Below are 17474 nucleotides of genomic sequence, written 5' to 3' on the forward strand. Positions count from 1 at the left end.
ACGCCGGAATCGATTCGATCTGGATTGATCACGGAGACGGCAAAAAAATGGAGGGAGCAAAACCGACCTATCGTGTAGAGCGATTGAAAGACGTTTTGGATACGACCGTTCTTCTTCCGCGATAAGATCATGATATCTGCTATGGCTGATATTTGTGCAATTCTTAATCGATCGATGTTTTTTCGTCGGAAAGCAACAATAGCATCGTTTTGTTCCGTCAGAACATGTTGACCTGATTTTATTCATAAAAACAAGATTCCCTCTAACAGTAGACGCAAAAACAAGAGTGACCTGCCTGTTATGGGTGGTTGCTAACTGAGATCTGCTTTAGAGGGTTTTTATTAAGTAGATCTATTTTGTGAAAAACGGCAAAATCGTTCTTATGTGTGAAAAGAATGACAGTGGTTTTTCTCAAATATGAGAACTGAATAGCCATTGCTTTTATAGAGTGCAAATCGAGCGTTGAGTGAACATCTTATAAATCAACGCCTCCTAGTTTCATTATTTACTGCATGACCCTTTAGGACTACTTTCTCTTAGATTTTTCCGTTTTCCATTTCACAAACGTTTTTGCTTAATAGTCTATTACTATATATAAGCAAGGCTAACCCTATACTAGTAAAATACAGACATAAATATTTAAGAAAATTATTGCTCTTTAATAACCATTCGTACAGAATGACGAGCAAGTTTTTTGTGCGAGTGATCATGATAATTTATTAAGATGGACCTAGGTAAAAAGAGATGACAATTTTCCCGAATAATAGAAGAAAAACTAGATGAACACTTGGAAATCAATATATTTCGAGTAGGTAAATGAGTATTTTTATTCATACAAAAAGAATAAAAATATTAAAGAATGACTGGACTAAAAGGAAAGAATAATATACAATATTTTCAGAATATTAATATATATCAAATAATTGTAATATTTTATTAGTATAAGAAGGAGGTCTGGGTACCGTCAAGAATTTTGTGTAAGAGAGTATTCTCAGATACGTTTTTTTAATCTTGGAGGAGGTGTTTAGTTGTCTTATATGAGACTGAATATTCAGTCTCATATAAGACAACTTAGTCTCCCTAGACTCTGTTCTTCATGAACAAAATTTGGTCTTTCAGTATCTTTCTTCAAACATATCTTGAAGTGCCTTGTATGCCGTAGAAAACCCTTTAAGTTTTCTAGTGGACCATTTTTCATTCAAGTCCTGTACCGTTAAGAACGTGATTTTTTCTGCTGCTTCAATACTGGTTAAGCTGTTCATCGTTTTGAGTCGTTTACGTATATCTTTAATCGTTCGTTCAATAGCATTGGTCGTGTAGATGACACTACGAATACTGGTCGGATATTTCATGAATGTTAGGAGGACATCTAAATCTTGTTCCCAAGATTGGACTTCTCTAGGATACTTTTTAGACCACTTGTCTTTAAACTCATGAAAGGCTTGAATGGCTGCGTCTCTTGTCATCGAACGATAGATCAGCTTTAGGTCTTCAGCCACTTCAAATTGGTCTTTTTTCCTTACCTTGTTTAACGTATTTCTTACTTTGTGGACCACACATCGTTGAACATCGGCTTTCGGATAGACGGCTTTAAAGGCTTCTTCAAGACCTGGGAGTCCATCAAAAACACCAAGTAAGACTTCATGAGCACCGCGTGTATAAAGGTCTTGGAGAATCTCTTGCCAGCCATGCGCGCTTTCTTGACCTCCAACGTAAAAGCCAAGAATTTCACGATAACCTTCTTCATTGACACCAAGAACAACGTAAATGACTTCTTTGGCATACGTATCACGACGAACTTTTATATAAAACCCATCAAGATACAACACAGAATACCGTTTGTTTAATGGACGTTGTTGCCATTTTTGAATATCCTCCAACGCGGCATCTGTAATATGACTAATCGTGGTAGGAGAGTAGGTTGAACCAAGAATTCTTTCGATAAACTTCCCAATTTCTCGAGTGCTCATCCCACTTTGATACATTTTAATAATCGCCTGTTCCAGCCAGCCGTCTTGACGTTGATAAGGCTCAAACAGTTGAGTCTGGAAATCCCCGTTGCGATCTCTTGGAACCGTAAGAGCTTCTATTTTCCCGTACTTTGTATCAAGAGTACGGTGATAATAACCATTTCTTGAGTTTTGAACGTGTTCCTGTTCCACTTGGAGGAAATTTTTGATTTCTTCTCTCATGATGAATTCAAGCTTTTCTTGAACAAAATCTTTTATCATATTTTCCAGTTGATTTGCGAAATCTGAGTTGAGTATACTATTACTCATAAGGTAGGGTATCTCCTTTCAGTTTTGTTTGGTCGCAAATCTGAGAATACCCTGCCTTTTTCTTTTTTTCTAGTAGAAAAATTTGCTTACACAAAATAATTTACATCATCGAGGTCTGCGTCGTTCATTCATTTGTTAGGAAAGAAATAAAAAAATGGGGGAATTTTTATGAAGAAAAAATTTTCTAGTATTACGCTGACTTTATTATTCTCAACCGTACTCATGGCAGGGTGCGGAGCCAGCAGCACCACCGGCGGAAGCGCATCGAACGGCAAAACGATCAAGGTGGGCGCCGATCTCGAACTGTCGGGGAATGTGGCATCGTATGGGCAATCCATTGCTGAGGGATTTGCTCTCGCATTAGATGATATTAATAAAAAAGGAATTGATGGGAAGAAAATTGAATTAATCAAAGCGGATAATAAATCTGATGCGGCTGAAGCTACGAGCACCGCCATTAAGCTGGTGAGCCAAGATAAAGTAGCGGTCCTTGTAGGTTCTGCAACAAGTACCAATACGCTTGCACAAGTACAAGTGGCGCAAGATAACAAGATTCCTTTAATTACGCCGACAGCCACGAATCCGGAAGTGACTGTAAAGGGTGGAAAGCTGAATGACTATGTGTTTCGGACTTGTTTTATCGACCCATTTCAAGGGACGGTCGCAGCGAATTTTGCAGCCGATCAACTGAAAGTGAAAAAAGCGGCGATTCTCATTGACAGCTCGAGTGATTATGCAAAAGGGTTGGCAAGTGCTTTTGAAAAATCCTTTAAGAAAACGGGCGGGAAAATCGTTTCAAAAGAAGCGTATGTAGCAAAAGATACAGATTTTCATGCTACATTAACAAGAATCAAAGGCGAAAATCCACAGTTTATTTACTTGCCGGGCTACTATGAAGAAGTAGGGCTGATTGTAAAACAGGCTCGTGAAATTGGTTTAAACGTTCCGATTATGGGCGGAGACGGTTGGGATTCACCAAAACTGGTGAAAATTGCCGGGCCAAAGGCATTGAATAATACTTATATTACGAATCACTATTCTTCCGGAGATCCGGATCAAAAAATTCAGAAATTTGTGAAAAAATTTAAAGCAAAATATAATGGAGATTCTCCAGATGCCTTTAATGCGCTTGGCTATGATACGGCTTACCTGTTGGCAGATGCAATAAAAAGGGCGGGAAGCACAGATCCGGAGAAAATCAAAAAAGCACTGGAAGACACAAAGAATCTTGAATTGGTGTCAGGCACCTTGACTTTTGACAAAGATCATAATCCGATTAAATCCGCCTCTATCTTAGAATATAAGGATGGTAAGCAAGTATTTAAAACAAAAGTGAATCCATAATCTTGAAGATAGGGGGGATCTTTCCCCCTATTTTGAATTTTCAAAGGGATTAAGCCACAAGGATGGGAGGAGCATGCATAATGGAATTCGTTCAACAATTAGTAAACGGAATATCGCTCGGCAGCATCTATGCTTTACTTGCTCTCGGATATACCATGGTTTATGGAATCGTGAAATTGATTAATTTTGCACATGGTGATGTTTTTATGGTAGGAGCCTTTATCGGATTTTACTCCGTCACCGTGTTTCATTTCGGTTTTTTCCCGGCTTTGCTGTTGGCGATGGCGGTTTGCGCAGTGTTTGGCGTGCTCATTGAACGCATTGCCTATAAGCCATTGCGCAATGCTACGAGAATTGCCGCGCTGATCACAGCGATTGGAGTTTCTTTGTTTATTGAATATGGCACGATCTATTTGCACGGAGCACAGCCGGAAGCATATCCAAGCAATGTTCTTCCCGAAAAAAATATCAACATTTTCGGGGTTACGATCAATAGCCAATCGCTGTTGATCCTTTTTACCTCCATTGTATTAATGATCGTTCTTCAGTTTATCGTACATCGAACAAAGGTAGGAAAGGCCATGCGGGCCGTTTCCTATGATGCGGAAGCTGCACGATTAATGGGAATCAGCGTAGACCGCACCATATCGGCCACTTTTGCCATCGGTTCTGCTTTAGCAGGCGCTGCCGGAGTTATTTTTGGAATTTACTATACCAAAATTGATCCACTCATGGGAATTATCCCAGGACTGAAAGCTTTCGTCGCAGCCGTATTGGGGGGTATAGGGATTATTCCGGGAGCCATGGTGGGAGGTTTGCTTCTCGGTGTCATTGAATCGTTGGTCAGTGCAATGGGCTTTTCATTATGGCGCGATGGGGCGGCATTTATCGTTTTGATTCTGCTGTTAATTTTTCGACCGTCCGGCTTGTTTGGAAAAAATGTAAGAGAAAAAGTGTAGGAGGAAAAAATGATGACGATCAGACATACAAAAGGCTTTTGGCTTTCCATCATATTGGCGCTCGCAGCATTTGCAGTGGTTCAAATTCTTATTACCGGGCAAATTCTTAATTCCTTCTATTTAAACACACTATTTTTAATTGGCATCAATATCATATTGGCGGTCAGTCTTCACCTTATTATTGGTATTACAGGACAATTTTCGATTGGCCATGCCGGGTTTTTAGCGGTGGGGGCATATGCATCGGCGATTATGACGATGAAGTTTCAATTGCCTTTTTCGGCAGCCCTTTTGATAGGCGGAGTGGCAGCAGCTGTGGCAGGATTGATCATCGGGATTCCGACGCTTCGCTTAAAAGGAGACTATTTGGCCATTGCCACACTGGGATTTGGAGAGATATTGCGGATTGCATTATTGAATATTGATTATGTCGGGGGAGCAAGCGGGATGCAAGTCTCTCATTTTACCACGTGGCCATGGGTATTTGCCTGTACGCTGATTGCTATTGTGGTGATAGCCAATTTTACGAATTCCAGACATGGACGAGCATGTATTTCCGTCCGTGAAAATGAAATCGCTGCTGATGCGATGGGGATTAATACTACTTTTTATAAAGTGGTGGCATTTGTGATAGGGGCGTTTTTTGCCGGGGTGGCCGGAGGTTTATATTCCCACAACTTTTACATCATTCAGCCGACTAACTTCGGATTTTTAAAGTCTTTTGATATCTTGATTTTTGTTGTATTAGGTGGATTAGGGAGCATGTCTGGAGCGGTTATTTCAGCGATCTTGCTGACGATTATTTCCACGTTTCTTCAAGATTATCCGGAAACCCGCATGGTGATATATAGTCTTGTTTTGATTCTCATGATGTTGTTCCGCCCTCAAGGACTGATGGGGACAAAAGAACTGGCGACATTTTTCAAGAAACGTGCAGCTGAAGGGGGAACGAACCATGACAACAAACAAACCGTTGCTTAAAGTGGAGAATGTCGGAATTCGATTTGGCGGCTTAAAAGCTGTGGCCGAGGCCAATATGGAAATTTATAAAGGGGAGCTTGTCGGGCTAATCGGGCCAAACGGAGCCGGCAAAACTACTTTTTTTAACCTTTTAACCGGCGTATATGTACCGACGGAAGGAAATCTTTTGTTTAACGGTGAACGGTTAAATGGAATGGCGCCTTTTAAAATTACACGAAAAGGCATCAGCCGCACTTTCCAAAACATTCGATTGTTTCAGGACCTTTCTGTTCTTGACAATGTGAAAGTGGCTTATCACTCTTCAGCGAAAAACTCTATTATCAGCTCCATTTTTCGCCTTCCTTCCCATTTTAAGAATGAAAAGGAAATAGAAGAAAAATCGCTGGACATTCTAAAGCTTTTCAAACTGGAAGGTTATGTACACGAAAAGGCAAAAAACTTGCCATACGGACAGCAGCGGCGTTTGGAAATTGCGAGAGCTCTCGCAGCGAATCCAAAGCTTTTATTGCTTGATGAGCCGGCAGCCGGAATGAATCCGCAGGAAACTCATGATTTAATGAATTTGATTGCGTTTATCCGCGATCAGTTTGAATTGACGATCTTGTTGATTGAACATGATATGAATTTAGTCATGGGTGTTTGCGAACGGATTTACGTCCTCGACCACGGACAGCTGATTGCCCAGGGAACACCGGAGGAAATTCGAAACAATCCGAAAGTCATTGAAGCCTATCTGGGCGAGGAGGTATCGTAAATGCTGAAAATAGAAGATATTCATGTTTATTATGGAAATATTCATGCTTTAAAGGGTGTGTCTTTGGATATTCATCAAGGCGAAATTGTGACGCTGATAGGAGCGAATGGCGCTGGAAAGAGTACACTGTTAAAAACGATTTCCGGATTGCTAAAGCCGAAATCAGGAAAAATAGAGTACGAGAATCAATCTATTATGGGAAAACCGGCTCAAGCAATCGTTAAGATGGGGATTTCTCACGTTCCGGAAGGACGTCGAATTTTTGCGAATATGTCTGTTCAAGAAAATTTGGAATTAGGAGCTTTTTTGAGGAAGGATAAAGATGAGATTCGCAAAGATTACGAAAAAGTTTTTCAGTTGTTTCCGCGGCTGCAGGAACGTTGGAAGCAGCAGGCGGGAACTTTATCGGGCGGAGAGCAGCAAATGCTAGCCATGGGCCGAGCATTGATGGCTCGTCCGAAACTGCTGCTGCTGGATGAACCTTCCATGGGATTAGCGCCTCTTTTAGTGAAAACCATTTTCCGAATTATTCAGGAAATCAATGAAACTGGTACAACCATTTTGCTGGTGGAGCAAAATGCCAATATGGCTCTGTCAGTAGCCGATCGAGCTTACGTGATTGAAACAGGGAAAGTCGTCCTGTCCGGAACTCCGGAAGAGCTGAACGAAAGCGATCAAATCAAACATGCTTATTTAGGAGGGCAATAATGGACAAAAGTTCTGATTAAAACACTTCCGTCTGAACAAGGCGGAAGTGTTTTAATCATTTCAATGGTTTCTGCTAATGTTATAGAAAAAATGGTGAATGTGGAGTGTTGTATTTCATGAAAGATTTGTCTCTCATTGGAAAAATAAGTATTGTATCAGGAATTTTTTTTGCTTCGTATGGCCTTTTATTATTCATAAAAGATATGAAAGAAAAGTCAACATTAATAAATTTTCTCGATTCAAGCGGATTTATTGCTCTTGGTATATCTATATTTTTATCAGCATTCTTTTACAAGAAACGAAAATAAAAGTCGAAGTGCAAAACGGATTATGGAGGGATTTATGGGACGTAAAACGAAAAGAACTTTGGAAATTTTAAATATACTAAGATGATTAGAGGGTATTATGTTCAGTTTAAGGACATATATCCTCTTTTTTCATACATAATAGATATATCGATTTTGGATGAAAATTTAAAATAATTAGTTTTTTAGGAAAGGGCATAGTCCAAAGCGGGAGGCGTAGCGAAGTCTTTAGAGAATGACAGCAGGAGATAATGTATTAGTGGTGAAGTGGGATTTCCTTTGATTCCTGTCGTTGAGTATCTGAACTATTTAAATACAACAGGGAAACGCAGTAATACAGTAAAAACTAAACCGTTATGCTTTAAAGCAATATTTTATGTATTTACGGGAGAAAAAGAAAGATTACAGGGAGATTCGTTTAAGAAAACTTGATGGAGTTTGTCCCATGGTTGAGGAATCCATATGAGAGTGCAAGGGCCAATCCCCTGCAACTTGTTAAAGCAAAAAACAGACAAGACGATTCATCTAATGAAGAAATTCAAAATGATATGGTCGGTAAGTTGATGAAACATTGTTTACGGTTAGAATAATTTTATTTATGAGGGGGATTTTTATGGAACTAATTACAAGTAAAGTAATGATCATCTCTTCATTTTTATTAGTTATCACAATGATTGAGACTTTGGCCTATTCAACGAGGATTTCAGGGGCAAGAGTAAAGTTAATCGCAACTGCAATATCTTTGTTTAGTACATTAGTGGTCGTTTCAAGATTATCTACAACCATTCAACAACCTTTAACAGCAAAACTTATTGCAGAAGCTCCAGATATAAATAGATTACATTTTATAGAGGAGCAGTATAGAATTTTAATGGGATTAACTTCAATTGGAGTTTTACTGGGGATTTTTCTTTTTCCGACATTTATCAACGTCTTCTCAAGAGCCATCGTTCAATTGTCAAATGAACGAGGTTCGATGATCACTTTATTTTTTAAGTTCTTTAATATAGAAGGTTTTAAAAAAGTTTTGAAATGTTTTAGATTGCCGAGATTTACCTACCTAAAAGGGATTACCTTAAAAACAATACCTAAACGTCTTTTTGTGATAAATATCATTATTTCTGCTATATTTACAACTGGTGTACTCTCTTCCATATATGCTTCATTGTTAGTTCCGAAATATTATGCACAGGCTGCATTAATGTCATCTGGGATTATAAATGGAATAGCGACCATTTTGTTAACTTTGTTTATTGATCCAAAAGCTTCTGTATTAGCAGATAGAGTAATGAAAAATCAAATTGATTATATTTATTTAAAAAGTTACACTTTGACAATGGTTAGTTCAAAATTTTTAGGCACAATCGTGGCTCAATTTTTGTTTATTCCCGCTGCCTACTATGTCGCTTGGTTTGCCAAGTGGATTTAATGAAGAGGTTATTCCACTAAGAGGGCGTTCATTTAAAAAAAGGACATTACATTTTAGCCATATAAAATATGTAATGTCCTTTTATTTATCTTTTTAAAATTTGTTCTTGATAAAAAACTTAATGTCCTTATTTATTGGCCTGATAAAGGTCTAAGATAGGAGTAGAAAAGAACCACGATCTAACGTGATGATGTAAAAGCCCGAAGGAGGCGTATGGCCCCCATTCGGGCTTTTCTTTTAATCTTCTTTTGCAGCTTCAATGTAGATGGCTACTTTAACGTCATCGCCGACAAGAACACCGCCGGTTTCGAGCGGAGCATTCCAAGTCAGGTTGTAGTCGCTGCGTTTAATCACGCCATTAGCGGAAAATCCTGCTTTTTCTTTACCGCTCATAGGATCTTTCGCCAAGCCTTCAAACACTACTGTAAATGTTTCTGGGCGAGTGACGCCATGAAAATTGACATCTCCCGTTACTTCATACTCTCCATCGCCTTTTTTGTGAATGTTTGTAGTGCGAAATGTCAATGTTGGGTATTTTTCGATGTCAAAGAAATCAGCGGACTTTAAATGTTGATCACGGTCACTGTTGCGAGTGTCAATGCTGGCTAAATCGATTTCTACTTGAATCTTTGCCGTTGTTAAATCGGTTGGATCCGCTTCAATGGAAGCATTGAAGTTTTTAAATGCGCCCCTTACTCTCGATATCATCATATGTCTGACAGAAAAATCAATGTTACTATGGGCCGGGTCCACGATCCATCTGGAAATGGTCATTTTGATTCCTCCAATTCACCAATATTATTACTAAAAGTAAGTTAGTGTTAATAAATAATATAATGCGATAATTAAAGTATAAGAGTGATAGTAACAATTGTCAATTTAAACAGTTTTTTCATACAAGCGCTCGTAAGATAGATGTTAAAGGAGAATGAAACAGTATCGGGAGAAGGGTTTAGGAAAAAGATCAACACATTGGATGAATGAAAGTACGTTTTAGATAAGTTAAATTCTAAAGCAATTAGGCTTTAGGAGGAGTGGGAAAACAAAAAAATAGACTTATTCATTAACTTTTTTTAAACAATTTTTGATGTCTTTTGAATATGTTGTATGGAGAGGAGATGAAAAAGCATGAAAATAAGGAGCATCAAGAGAGAAGCGCGGCAGGCGCTAAAAAACCATTGGGGATTTGCAGTGCTTTTGAGCATCGTCGTCTTTTTGGTTTATTCAGTTGTCCCTTATTTAGTAGAAGTCATTTTAAGCGGCGGTTTTACACGATGGGCGTCTGAAGAGCAAAACTGGCCTGCCATTGTGTCTCAAATCCTCACATTGTTGTTAACACCGGTTACGGTTGGATACAGTTGGGTATTTTTACGATTGGTGAGAAAAGAACCTGTTCAAATAAAGAACACGTTCGAGCTGTTCTCCGGCAAGTTGTACTGGAAATCGCTCGGCTTGACCATTCTCATAACCATTTACACGTTTTTATGGTCTTTATTATTAGTCATTCCCGGTATTATTAAGAGCTTCGCTTATTCTCAAGCTTACTTTATTTTGAAAGATCATCCGGACTATTCATTAAATCAAATCATTACAGAGAGCAGAAAAATGATGAACGGATACAAATGGAGATACTTTCTGCTGCAATTAAGTTTTATTGGCTGGTTCATCCTCAGTTTGATTACTTTAGGTATCGGGTTTCTTTGGTTAGTTCCTTACGTCTACAGCTCATTAGCCCGTTTTTATGAAGAAATCTCTCAAAAAAGGGAAGAAGTTCCCCAACCATAATCGAAGGATTACATGCTGCCGCTCATTTACAAATGGGTGGTTTTTTTCGTAAGAGAAAAAGCGTTGTTCACACTTTTTTCACAGCGATTGCTTCCCGTATTTTTTGAAGCGTGCCTGCGGCTTTTTCTTTTCTCTCCTTCATGACGTTGACAAATAAAGCGTCAATGATGGACAATTGGGCAATGCGCGAAGCGAGAGCTTCTGAACGATATTCGGTTTCTTGTGAAACGGTATGCAAGGATAGATCGGCCTTTTGAGTGAGCGGCGATTTCGAAAAACTGGTAATGGCAATGGTTTTACAGCCGGTTTTTTTAGCAACATCCACAATTTCAAGCAAATCTTTATTCATTCCGGAATGAGAGATAAAGACCGCGACATCTTGTTTGGACAGCAAGGAGGCGGACATGATTTGAAAGTGGGCATCCATAAATGCCTCTGTAGGGATGCCTGTTCTCATAAATTTGTGCTGAGCATCCAAAGCCACGATGGCTGAGCCGCCTGTGCCGTAAAATGAAATTTTTTTTGCCTGCAGGAGATACTCAACCGCTTCCCCAAAGTGTTGAAGGTTTAAAATGTTCAGAGTATCTTGCAATGTTCGGATATTGGATTGGAACACTTTTTCAGCGACTTGATCGCTTGTATCATCTTCTAATATGTTTTCATGTATATCTTGAATGGGGGTCACAATTTCAGATGCCAAGGCGATTTTCATTGCTTGAAACCCTTTAAAACCTATACGTTTGCAAAAACGGAAAATCGTAGCTTCGGCCACTTGGAGGTCGTCAGCTACTTGGTTGATAGTGCTGTGGATAACTTCTTGCGGTTTTTCCAAAAAGTAATCGGCAATCGTTTGTTCCTTAGGACTAAAGCTGGAATAAGCAGATCGAATGGTTTGCAAGCAAGATCGGGTGGCCATAAGTCACTCTCTCCTTTTTCGTGTTTTTAAAACAGACAAGCAATCCAAAGCAGGGATGATCATAGTGCAGCGGCTGAATCTGCAGGTTCTTTGGCTTTGTTAACCATAATCTTGTGAACGCTTCCATTAAACGGTTTTGATTTCTTGTGTTTTGCACTTCCCGAAGGTCTTATCTCCATATGATGATAAGCTCCGTTGCCTGCCTTACGTGAATAACCTATATAGTTGGAAAAATTTTTGACGATTGCTCTTTGATCCTATTTCGTCCCGGATACGTATCGGGTTGTCGAACGAAAGTTTCTTATTTTAGTGTACATGAAAAAAGCTGTGAATAAAATATATTTTCATTGCCATCTTTGAATTAAAAAATTTTTATTATAAAATAAGGATAAAAAGAAAATTTTTTTCTATTAAGATAGGAGAATGAATATGAAAATTGGATTAATCGGTTTAGGAAAAATGGGGCTGAATTTAGGCCAAAACTTAATCGACCATCGCCACGAAGTGGTAGCGTATGACGTCAATCCCAAGGCGGTGGAAGAAATCCAAAAATATGGCGCTCAAGGAACTTCCAGCTTACAAGAACTGGTGGACTCGTTGGAAAAGCCAAGAATTGTCTGGATCATGGTGCCGCATGGTGTGGTGGATTCCGTCCTCAGCGACCTGAAGCCGCTTTTGGAAAAAGACGATATTGTGATCGAAGCGGGGAATTCCCACTATAAAGAATCGATTCGCCGCTACAACGAGTTCAAAGAAGCAGGCATCCGCTTCATGGATGCCGGTACTTCCGGAGGCATGGAAGGAGCTCGCCATGGGGCTTGTTATATGGTAGGGGGAGATCCCGAAGCTTGGAACATCGTGGAACCGATTTTCCGGGATACCGCTGTGGAAAACGGCTATTTATATGCCGGTAAACCGGGCAGCGGCCACTTCTTGAAAATGGTCCACAACGGCATTGAATACGGGATGATGGCCGCTATTGGAGAAGGATTTGAAGTATTGGAGAAAAGCGACTTTGATTTTGACTACGAAAAAGTCGCGAGAGTATGGAACAATGGGTCCGTCATTCGTTCCTGGCTGATGGAATTAACCGAACGCGCCTTCTCGAAAGATGCGAAATTAGACGGCATCAAAGGCGTGATGCACTCTTCCGGTGAAGGAAAATGGACGGTGGAAACGGCTCTGGATTTACAAACGGCCACACCGGTCATCGCCCTGTCCTTATTGATGAGGTATCGTTCGCTCGAAAACGATACCTTTACTGGAAAAGTAGTTGCTGCTTTACGAAATGAATTTGGCGGGCATGCAGTAGAAAGATCTTAAACTATTCGTTGTCAGGACCGTTAACTACACCTAAAAGCGCGGATCATGAGTGATTCGTTGAGAAAGGATGTAGTTGCGGTCTTTTTTAATGGATGATTTTTTCCATCGATTGACGGTCCACCGATATTGATAAAGGGATTAAAAAAGAAAGCCATTAAAGCATTAGGTAGAGAGGGCGGGGGAGCGTTCCATAGGGTTTTGATGGCTAGCCTTTTATCAATGTATAGCAGGCTGAGCAAGTTTTGTTTTATGTAAACTTTGTTATTTTTCAGTTTACATAAAAAGTATTGTTTACTATAATGCTAGTATCATACATCATGAGGAGGATGAAGATGAAAACAAGAGATATGGTGCTAGCGGCGATGTTTACAGCTGTGGTGGCGGCGCTAGGGTTGATACCGCCAATCCCAAGTCCGTTTTCGCCAGTTCCGATCACAGCTCAAACATTTGGAGTGATGCTGGCTGGGGCGGTCCTTGGTCCCAGATTGGGAGGTTTGAGTTTATTATTATTTGATCTGTTAGTAGCAATGGGCGTTCCGGTATTATCAGGTGGAAGAGGAGGTATGTCCGTACTCCTTGGCCCGAGCGGAGGATATATTATGTCTTATCCGATTGCGGCGTTTTTGATCGGTTATTTGGCGGACCGCTATCGAAATAATCTAAATGTGTGGAAGTTGCTTCTTTTTAATATTTTAGGTGGGATGATTTTCGTTTACTTATGCGGAGTAACGTATTTATCCGTTGTTACCGGTACGCCATGGCTGGCGGCGATGACAGCAGCTCTGATTTACTTGCCGGGAGATTTGACGAAAGCGATCGTGTCGGCCATAGTAGCCATTGAATTGAGAAAGCGTTTATCCTTCAAAAGGTTTGCGGATGAAGGATGAGCCGGTCATGTATATAGGAGAATCATTATCGCACTATGCAGAAACGCAGCCAGATACACCGGCTGTTTGTTTTGAACACACACAGATTACTTATAGGGAATTCCGGGATCACATCAAAGGAATATCCGATAGGCTTCTTCAAATATTAGGTGAGGGAAGAAGACGAAAAGTCGCTTTATGGCTAGGAAATAGGCCAGAATTCCTCGAAGCCTTTTTTGCGATTATTCGTCTCGGTTGGATCGCTGTCCCTTTAGATAGAAAATGGACGACGGCGGAATTGCGTCATGCCATGAGTATTGCCTGCCCTGATGCAGTGATTGCAGAGAATGATTCTTCTCCGGGATGGCAAGAAACTTTGGTAATACCGGTCGAACAGCTGTATCAGTATTCTGCCGGCAGTTCGAATTTGCCAAAGCCTCCGACAGAAGACGACCTTTTTTATTTGGGATTTACTTCAGGTACGACGGGAAAACCGAAAGGCTATGTTCGCAATCATGGTTCATGGCTTAAAAGCTTTTCCGCCGGAGAGACAGCCTTTGGTTTTCATAGCGGCCATAGCGTTTTGGCTCCGGGGCCTTTATGCCACTCTTTGTCGTTGTTTGCCGCTGTTCATGCCGTTCATGGCGGCAGCACTTTTTATATGCTTGAGTCGTTTGATGTGGACAAAGTCTGTCGTCTGTTGAAGCAAGGCTGTGTGGATATGCTGCATGTTGTCCCGACGATGCTGGAAAAAATAATGGCTCAATACCGATGGAAACCCATCATCCATCAAAGTGTCAAATGGATTTTGGCTTCCGGTGCTTATTGGGAGGAAAATTCAAAGGAGCGGGCAAAGCAGCTTTTTCCGCAGGCAAGATTGTTTGAATATTATGGAGCTTCGGAGCTAAGCTTTGTCGCTTATCAAGAATATCCGGCTGAAGAAAAAGGAAGCAAGCCATTTCCGGGTGTTCACATTCGCATTTGTGATCAAGCAGGACGGGATGTCGAACCGGGGGAAATCGGGCAAGTCTACATAGACAGCCCATTATTATTTTCCGGTTATGTAAAAGACGAGAACGAAACGAAAAAAGTGTTAACCCATTTTGGGGCCACTGTTGGCGATATGGGAAGAATGGATTCACAAGGCCGCCTTCATATTGTCGGGCGACGCAAAAATATGTTTAAAAGCGGAGGGCTGAAAGTTTACCCAGAGGAAGTAGAGCATGTCATTAAAAAGCATCCTTCGGTAGAAGAAGCGGTGGTCATTGGAATAAAGGACGAGTATTGGGGCGAAAAAGGCGTCGCGTGTGTGCAGTGGAGAAAAAAAGAATCGGAAGAAGAAATCAAGCGTTTTTGCAGGCAGCATCTCGCTGCTTACAAATGCCCAAAACAATGGGTTGAAATGGATCATTGGCCTTTGACCAAAAGCGGAAAAGTAGATCGCTTCACATTAAAACAGTGGCTGGAGAAGGTGTTGTCATGCCAAGAGCAGTGATTGTGGCAGCAAAAAGAAGTGCTGTTGGAAAAATTGGCGGAATTTTCCGTAATGTTCTGCCGGAAGTGTTGGCAGCGAAAGTGATTCAAGCGGTTTTAGAGGAATGCCCTATTCCCGCGGAAGAAATAGATGATGTGATTTTAGGGAACGTGGTGGGACCTGGAGGAAATCTTGCCAGGCTTTCCGCTTTAACAGCGGGTTTGCCTGTTGAAATACCGGGCATGACCATTGACCGTCAGTGCGGATCTGGATTGGAAGCTATTATTACTGCTTGCCGCTTCGTTCAGGCCGGTGCTGGAAATATCTATATAGCGGGTGGAGTGGAAAGTACTAGTCTGGCGCCATGGAAAATAGAAAAGCCAGCTTCTTTATATTCGGCGGCTGCTCCGCGAATTTATACACGCGCACGATTTTCTCCAGATTGGATCGGGGATCCGGAAATGGGGATCGCGGCGGAAAATGTGGCACGAGTGTATCATGTGAGCCGAGAAGAACAGGATGAGTATGCACTACGAAGCCATCAAAAAGCTGTCAAGGCCCAAGAAAATCAATTATTCGCTGAAGAAATTGTCCCGATAAACAATAAGAGTCAAGATGAATGTCCTCGTCCCGGACTTACTCTTTCTTTATTGAGAGCACTAAAGCCCGTTTTTCAAGAAGATGGGATGGTGACAGCGGGAAATGCGTGTCCGATCAATGACGGAGCGGCCATTGTCCTTGTAATGTCTTTGGAAAAATGTCGCGAACTGAATCTGGAGCCGGTGATGGAATTTGTCGACAGTGCCGTAGCTGGAGTCGATCCGAATCTGCTTGGAATTGGACCGGTTCCAGCGGTAAAGAGATTGCTGCACAGAACGGGAATCAGCCTACAGGACATTGACTTGGTTGAATTTAATGAAGCTTTTGCTTCTCAAGTGATTGCTTCCATTCGCGAATTGGGGTTGCCGGAAGAAAAAGTGAATATTCACGGAGGCGCCTTAGCCATTGGACATCCTTATGGGGCATCAGGGGCCATTATTGTGACAAGGCTTTTTCATGAAATAAAGCGTGATTTTGGAGAAACGGGCCTTGCCACTTTAGGGATAGGCGGTGGAATTGGGCTTTCGGCTTTGTTTCAACGTTTCCGATCATGACCATTGATCATCCCCTTCTCCCGCACTGTATCCGTGAGCGGGAAAAGGGGATTTGCCGGACATAGGCTGGGTTTAAGATTTTAGAAAGTTGTTATATGGTCGGAAAGGGATTAAGGCACCTCATGTCCCATGGAGCTGTGAAGTATTTCGAACCATTGGTCGTGTGTTAATGTATGCTCTAAAGATCGGACCGCTTTTTGGATGCGTTCTTTTTTTCCGGACCCCACGATTGGCATAATCTTGGCCGGGTGGTTCAAAAGCCAGGCATACAAAACTTCGTCTATGCTCTCCGCTTGAATTTCCCGGGCAATTTTCGCTAATGTTTTTCTCATTCGCACTGCCTTTTTTTCTTGGGACGAGAAAATGGCGCCACCGCCTAAAGGCGACCAAGCCATAGGTGGTATCCGTTTTTTTAAGCAAAAATTCAAAGTACCGTCCTCGAAATTTTCTAAATGATAAGCGGAAAGCTCTAATTGATTGGTAATCAATTTTTCTTCTAAATAAGACTCAAGCATTTCAAATTGGTGGTCTTTGAAATTGGATACTCCAAAATAGCGAACTTTTCCGGCTTTTTTTAATTCGGCAAAGGCTTCGGCAGTTTGTTCGGGATCCATATACGGGTCGGGGCGGTGGATCAACAGTACATCAATGTAGTCAGTTTGAAAATTTTTTAATGACTGATCGACGGAACGAATGATATGTTTTTTGCTGGTGTTATAATGATGTGATAAATGTTTCGGCCGATTTGGCGAGGGAAGGACAATGCCGCATTTTGTGACAATTTCCATCTTTTCTCGCAAACTTGGCTTAAGGGCCAATGCTTCTCCGAATAGCGCTTCACATGTGTAGCTACCGTAAATATCAGCGTGGTCAAAGGTCGTAATGCCTAGTTCAAGACAATATTCAATGATTGAAAGAGTTTCTTCTTTTGATTTTTTCCAATCCGCCAACCGCCAATAACCGTGGATGATTCGAGAAAATGATAAATCACTGGCTAATTTTACTCTTTCCATTCATCATTCTCCTTCTGTGAATAAGATAAACGATAATACAGATTTATCTTAACCTTTCCAACATTTCCTGTCATTACCAAACCATTCGTGAACTATGCTTCTTTTTTGCTAATGGGAATTCATAATTGAGCTATAGCTAAGTTTTGAAATCATGACAAACCACGTGATTTTCTTTTGCTTTATC

At 40.9% G+C, this 17474-nt stretch carries 16 protein-coding genes (1 of these 16 cut by a window edge); 12 read left to right on the forward strand and 4 right to left on the reverse strand.

Going from position 1 to position 17474, the window contains the following annotated elements; all coding sequences use genetic code 11:
* A protein-coding gene (locus NST81_RS01585) for an HAD family hydrolase (RefSeq protein WP_341027865.1) crosses the window boundary here: on the forward strand, positions 1 to 125 show its end. The gene continues 670 nt to the left of window position 1, outside the view; 125 of the gene's 795 nt are visible here — the last part of the coding sequence; the start codon falls outside the window, past its left edge; its stop codon occupies positions 123 to 125.
* Positions 126 to 1115: 990 nt separating this feature from the next.
* Here NST81_RS01585 and NST81_RS01590 read toward each other — a convergent pair.
* Positions 1116 to 2279, reverse strand: a complete 1164-nt coding sequence (locus NST81_RS01590; RefSeq protein WP_048623008.1) for an IS256 family transposase — start codon at positions 2277 to 2279, stop codon at positions 1116 to 1118.
* Positions 2280 to 2447: 168 nt separating this feature from the next.
* On the opposite strand from NST81_RS01590, the gene NST81_RS01595 reads away from it, so the two are divergent.
* The 6 genes from NST81_RS01595 (at position 2448) to NST81_RS01620 (ending at position 8759) form a co-directional block, all read left to right on the forward strand.
* Positions 2448 to 3623, forward strand: a complete 1176-nt coding sequence (locus NST81_RS01595; protein WP_341027869.1) for an ABC transporter substrate-binding protein — start codon at positions 2448 to 2450, stop codon at positions 3621 to 3623.
* A gap of 80 nt (positions 3624 to 3703) precedes the next feature.
* Positions 3704 to 4582: a branched-chain amino acid ABC transporter permease gene (locus NST81_RS01600; protein WP_003353169.1), complete on the forward strand. Its 879-nt coding sequence runs from the start codon at positions 3704 to 3706 to the stop codon at positions 4580 to 4582.
* Between the two features lie 9 nt (positions 4583 to 4591).
* A complete protein-coding gene (locus NST81_RS01605) occupies positions 4592 to 5563 on the forward strand; it encodes a branched-chain amino acid ABC transporter permease (protein WP_341027870.1) in 972 nt (323 codons plus the stop codon).
* Entirely contained in the window at positions 5538 to 6317 is a 780-nt protein-coding gene (locus tag NST81_RS01610) for an ABC transporter ATP-binding protein (protein WP_048622497.1), read from the forward strand. Before NST81_RS01605 ends, NST81_RS01610 begins: the two co-directional genes overlap by 26 nt.
* The gene (locus NST81_RS01615; RefSeq protein WP_003353163.1) at positions 6318 to 7025 is read left to right on the forward strand and encodes an ABC transporter ATP-binding protein; all 708 of its coding nucleotides are present in this window, start codon (positions 6318 to 6320) and stop codon (positions 7023 to 7025) included.
* A 918-nt stretch (positions 7026 to 7943) separates the two neighbouring features.
* Entirely contained in the window at positions 7944 to 8759 is an 816-nt protein-coding gene (locus NST81_RS01620; RefSeq protein ID WP_082142221.1) for a lipid II flippase Amj family protein, read from the forward strand.
* Between the two features lie 237 nt (positions 8760 to 8996).
* Here the strand turns inward: NST81_RS01620 and NST81_RS01625 are convergent, their stop codons facing one another.
* The gene (locus tag NST81_RS01625) at positions 8997 to 9533 is read right to left on the reverse strand and encodes a YceI family protein (protein ID WP_003353157.1); all 537 of its coding nucleotides are present in this window, start codon (positions 9531 to 9533) and stop codon (positions 8997 to 8999) included.
* A gap of 354 nt (positions 9534 to 9887) precedes the next feature.
* Between NST81_RS01625 and NST81_RS01630 the strand changes: the two genes are divergently transcribed.
* Positions 9888 to 10544 (forward strand): DUF975 family protein, encoded by a 657-nt coding sequence (locus NST81_RS01630; protein ID WP_341027876.1) that lies wholly within the window; start codon positions 9888 to 9890, stop codon positions 10542 to 10544.
* Positions 10545 to 10611: 67 nt separating this feature from the next.
* On the opposite strand, the gene NST81_RS01635 is transcribed toward NST81_RS01630, so the two are convergent.
* Positions 10612 to 11460 (reverse strand): MurR/RpiR family transcriptional regulator, encoded by an 849-nt coding sequence (locus tag NST81_RS01635; RefSeq protein WP_003353155.1) that lies wholly within the window; start codon positions 11458 to 11460, stop codon positions 10612 to 10614.
* Positions 11461 to 11889: 429 nt separating this feature from the next.
* On the opposite strand from NST81_RS01635, the gene gnd reads away from it, so the two are divergent.
* From gnd to NST81_RS01655, 4 genes are all read left to right on the forward strand, one after another.
* Positions 11890 to 12783 carry a phosphogluconate dehydrogenase (NAD(+)-dependent, decarboxylating) gene (gene gnd, locus NST81_RS01640; protein WP_003353154.1) on the forward strand — a complete coding sequence of 298 codons (894 nt, stop codon included), beginning with the start codon at positions 11890 to 11892 and terminating at the stop codon, positions 12781 to 12783.
* Positions 12784 to 13115: 332 nt separating this feature from the next.
* Positions 13116 to 13670 carry a biotin transporter BioY gene (locus tag NST81_RS01645; protein WP_048622503.1) on the forward strand — a complete coding sequence of 185 codons (555 nt, stop codon included), beginning with the start codon at positions 13116 to 13118 and terminating at the stop codon, positions 13668 to 13670.
* A 7-nt stretch (positions 13671 to 13677) separates the two neighbouring features.
* Positions 13678 to 15144 (forward strand): AMP-binding protein, encoded by a 1467-nt coding sequence (locus NST81_RS01650; RefSeq protein WP_341027880.1) that lies wholly within the window; start codon positions 13678 to 13680, stop codon positions 15142 to 15144.
* A complete protein-coding gene (locus tag NST81_RS01655) occupies positions 15129 to 16277 on the forward strand; it encodes a thiolase family protein (protein ID WP_341027882.1) in 1149 nt (382 codons plus the stop codon). The genes NST81_RS01650 and NST81_RS01655 overlap by 16 nt, the downstream gene beginning before the upstream one ends.
* 110 nt (positions 16278 to 16387) lie before the next feature.
* Here NST81_RS01655 and NST81_RS01660 read toward each other — a convergent pair whose 3' ends face one another.
* The gene (locus NST81_RS01660) at positions 16388 to 17290 is read right to left on the reverse strand and encodes an aldo/keto reductase (protein ID WP_340396950.1); all 903 of its coding nucleotides are present in this window, start codon (positions 17288 to 17290) and stop codon (positions 16388 to 16390) included.
* Positions 17291 to 17474: the final 184 nt, after the last annotated feature.

Origin of the sequence: Bacillus sp. FSL W8-0223 (genome assembly GCF_038006805.1) — a bacterium.
GTDB lineage: Bacteria > Bacillota > Bacilli > Bacillales > DSM-4216 > Bacillus_O > Bacillus_O smithii.

What these genes read in the sequence shown, in the direction of transcription:
- NST81_RS01590 (WP_048623008.1), bottom strand. Translation starts at nt 2,279, where the DNA reads ATGAGTAATAGTATACTCAACTCAGATTTCGCAAATCAACTGGAAAAT.
- NST81_RS01595 (WP_341027869.1), top strand. Translation starts at nt 2,448, where the DNA reads ATGAAGAAAAAATTTTCTAGTATTACGCTGACTTTATTATTCTCAACC.
- NST81_RS01600 (WP_003353169.1), top strand. Translation starts at nt 3,704, where the DNA reads ATGGAATTCGTTCAACAATTAGTAAACGGAATATCGCTCGGCAGCATC.
- NST81_RS01605 (WP_341027870.1), top strand. Translation starts at nt 4,592, where the DNA reads ATGATGACGATCAGACATACAAAAGGCTTTTGGCTTTCCATCATATTG.
- NST81_RS01610 (WP_048622497.1), top strand. Translation starts at nt 5,538, where the DNA reads ATGACAACAAACAAACCGTTGCTTAAAGTGGAGAATGTCGGAATTCGA.
- NST81_RS01615 (WP_003353163.1), top strand. Translation starts at nt 6,318, where the DNA reads ATGCTGAAAATAGAAGATATTCATGTTTATTATGGAAATATTCATGCT.
- NST81_RS01620 (WP_082142221.1), top strand. Translation starts at nt 7,944, where the DNA reads ATGGAACTAATTACAAGTAAAGTAATGATCATCTCTTCATTTTTATTA.
- NST81_RS01625 (WP_003353157.1), bottom strand. Translation starts at nt 9,533, where the DNA reads ATGACCATTTCCAGATGGATCGTGGACCCGGCCCATAGTAACATTGAT.
- NST81_RS01630 (WP_341027876.1), top strand. Translation starts at nt 9,888, where the DNA reads ATGAAAATAAGGAGCATCAAGAGAGAAGCGCGGCAGGCGCTAAAAAAC.
- NST81_RS01635 (WP_003353155.1), bottom strand. Translation starts at nt 11,460, where the DNA reads ATGGCCACCCGATCTTGCTTGCAAACCATTCGATCTGCTTATTCCAGC.
- gnd (WP_003353154.1), top strand. Translation starts at nt 11,890, where the DNA reads ATGAAAATTGGATTAATCGGTTTAGGAAAAATGGGGCTGAATTTAGGC.
- NST81_RS01645 (WP_048622503.1), top strand. Translation starts at nt 13,116, where the DNA reads ATGAAAACAAGAGATATGGTGCTAGCGGCGATGTTTACAGCTGTGGTG.
- NST81_RS01650 (WP_341027880.1), top strand. Translation starts at nt 13,678, where the DNA reads ATGTATATAGGAGAATCATTATCGCACTATGCAGAAACGCAGCCAGAT.
- NST81_RS01655 (WP_341027882.1), top strand. Translation starts at nt 15,129, where the DNA reads ATGCCAAGAGCAGTGATTGTGGCAGCAAAAAGAAGTGCTGTTGGAAAA.
- NST81_RS01660 (WP_340396950.1), bottom strand. Translation starts at nt 17,290, where the DNA reads ATGGAAAGAGTAAAATTAGCCAGTGATTTATCATTTTCTCGAATCATC.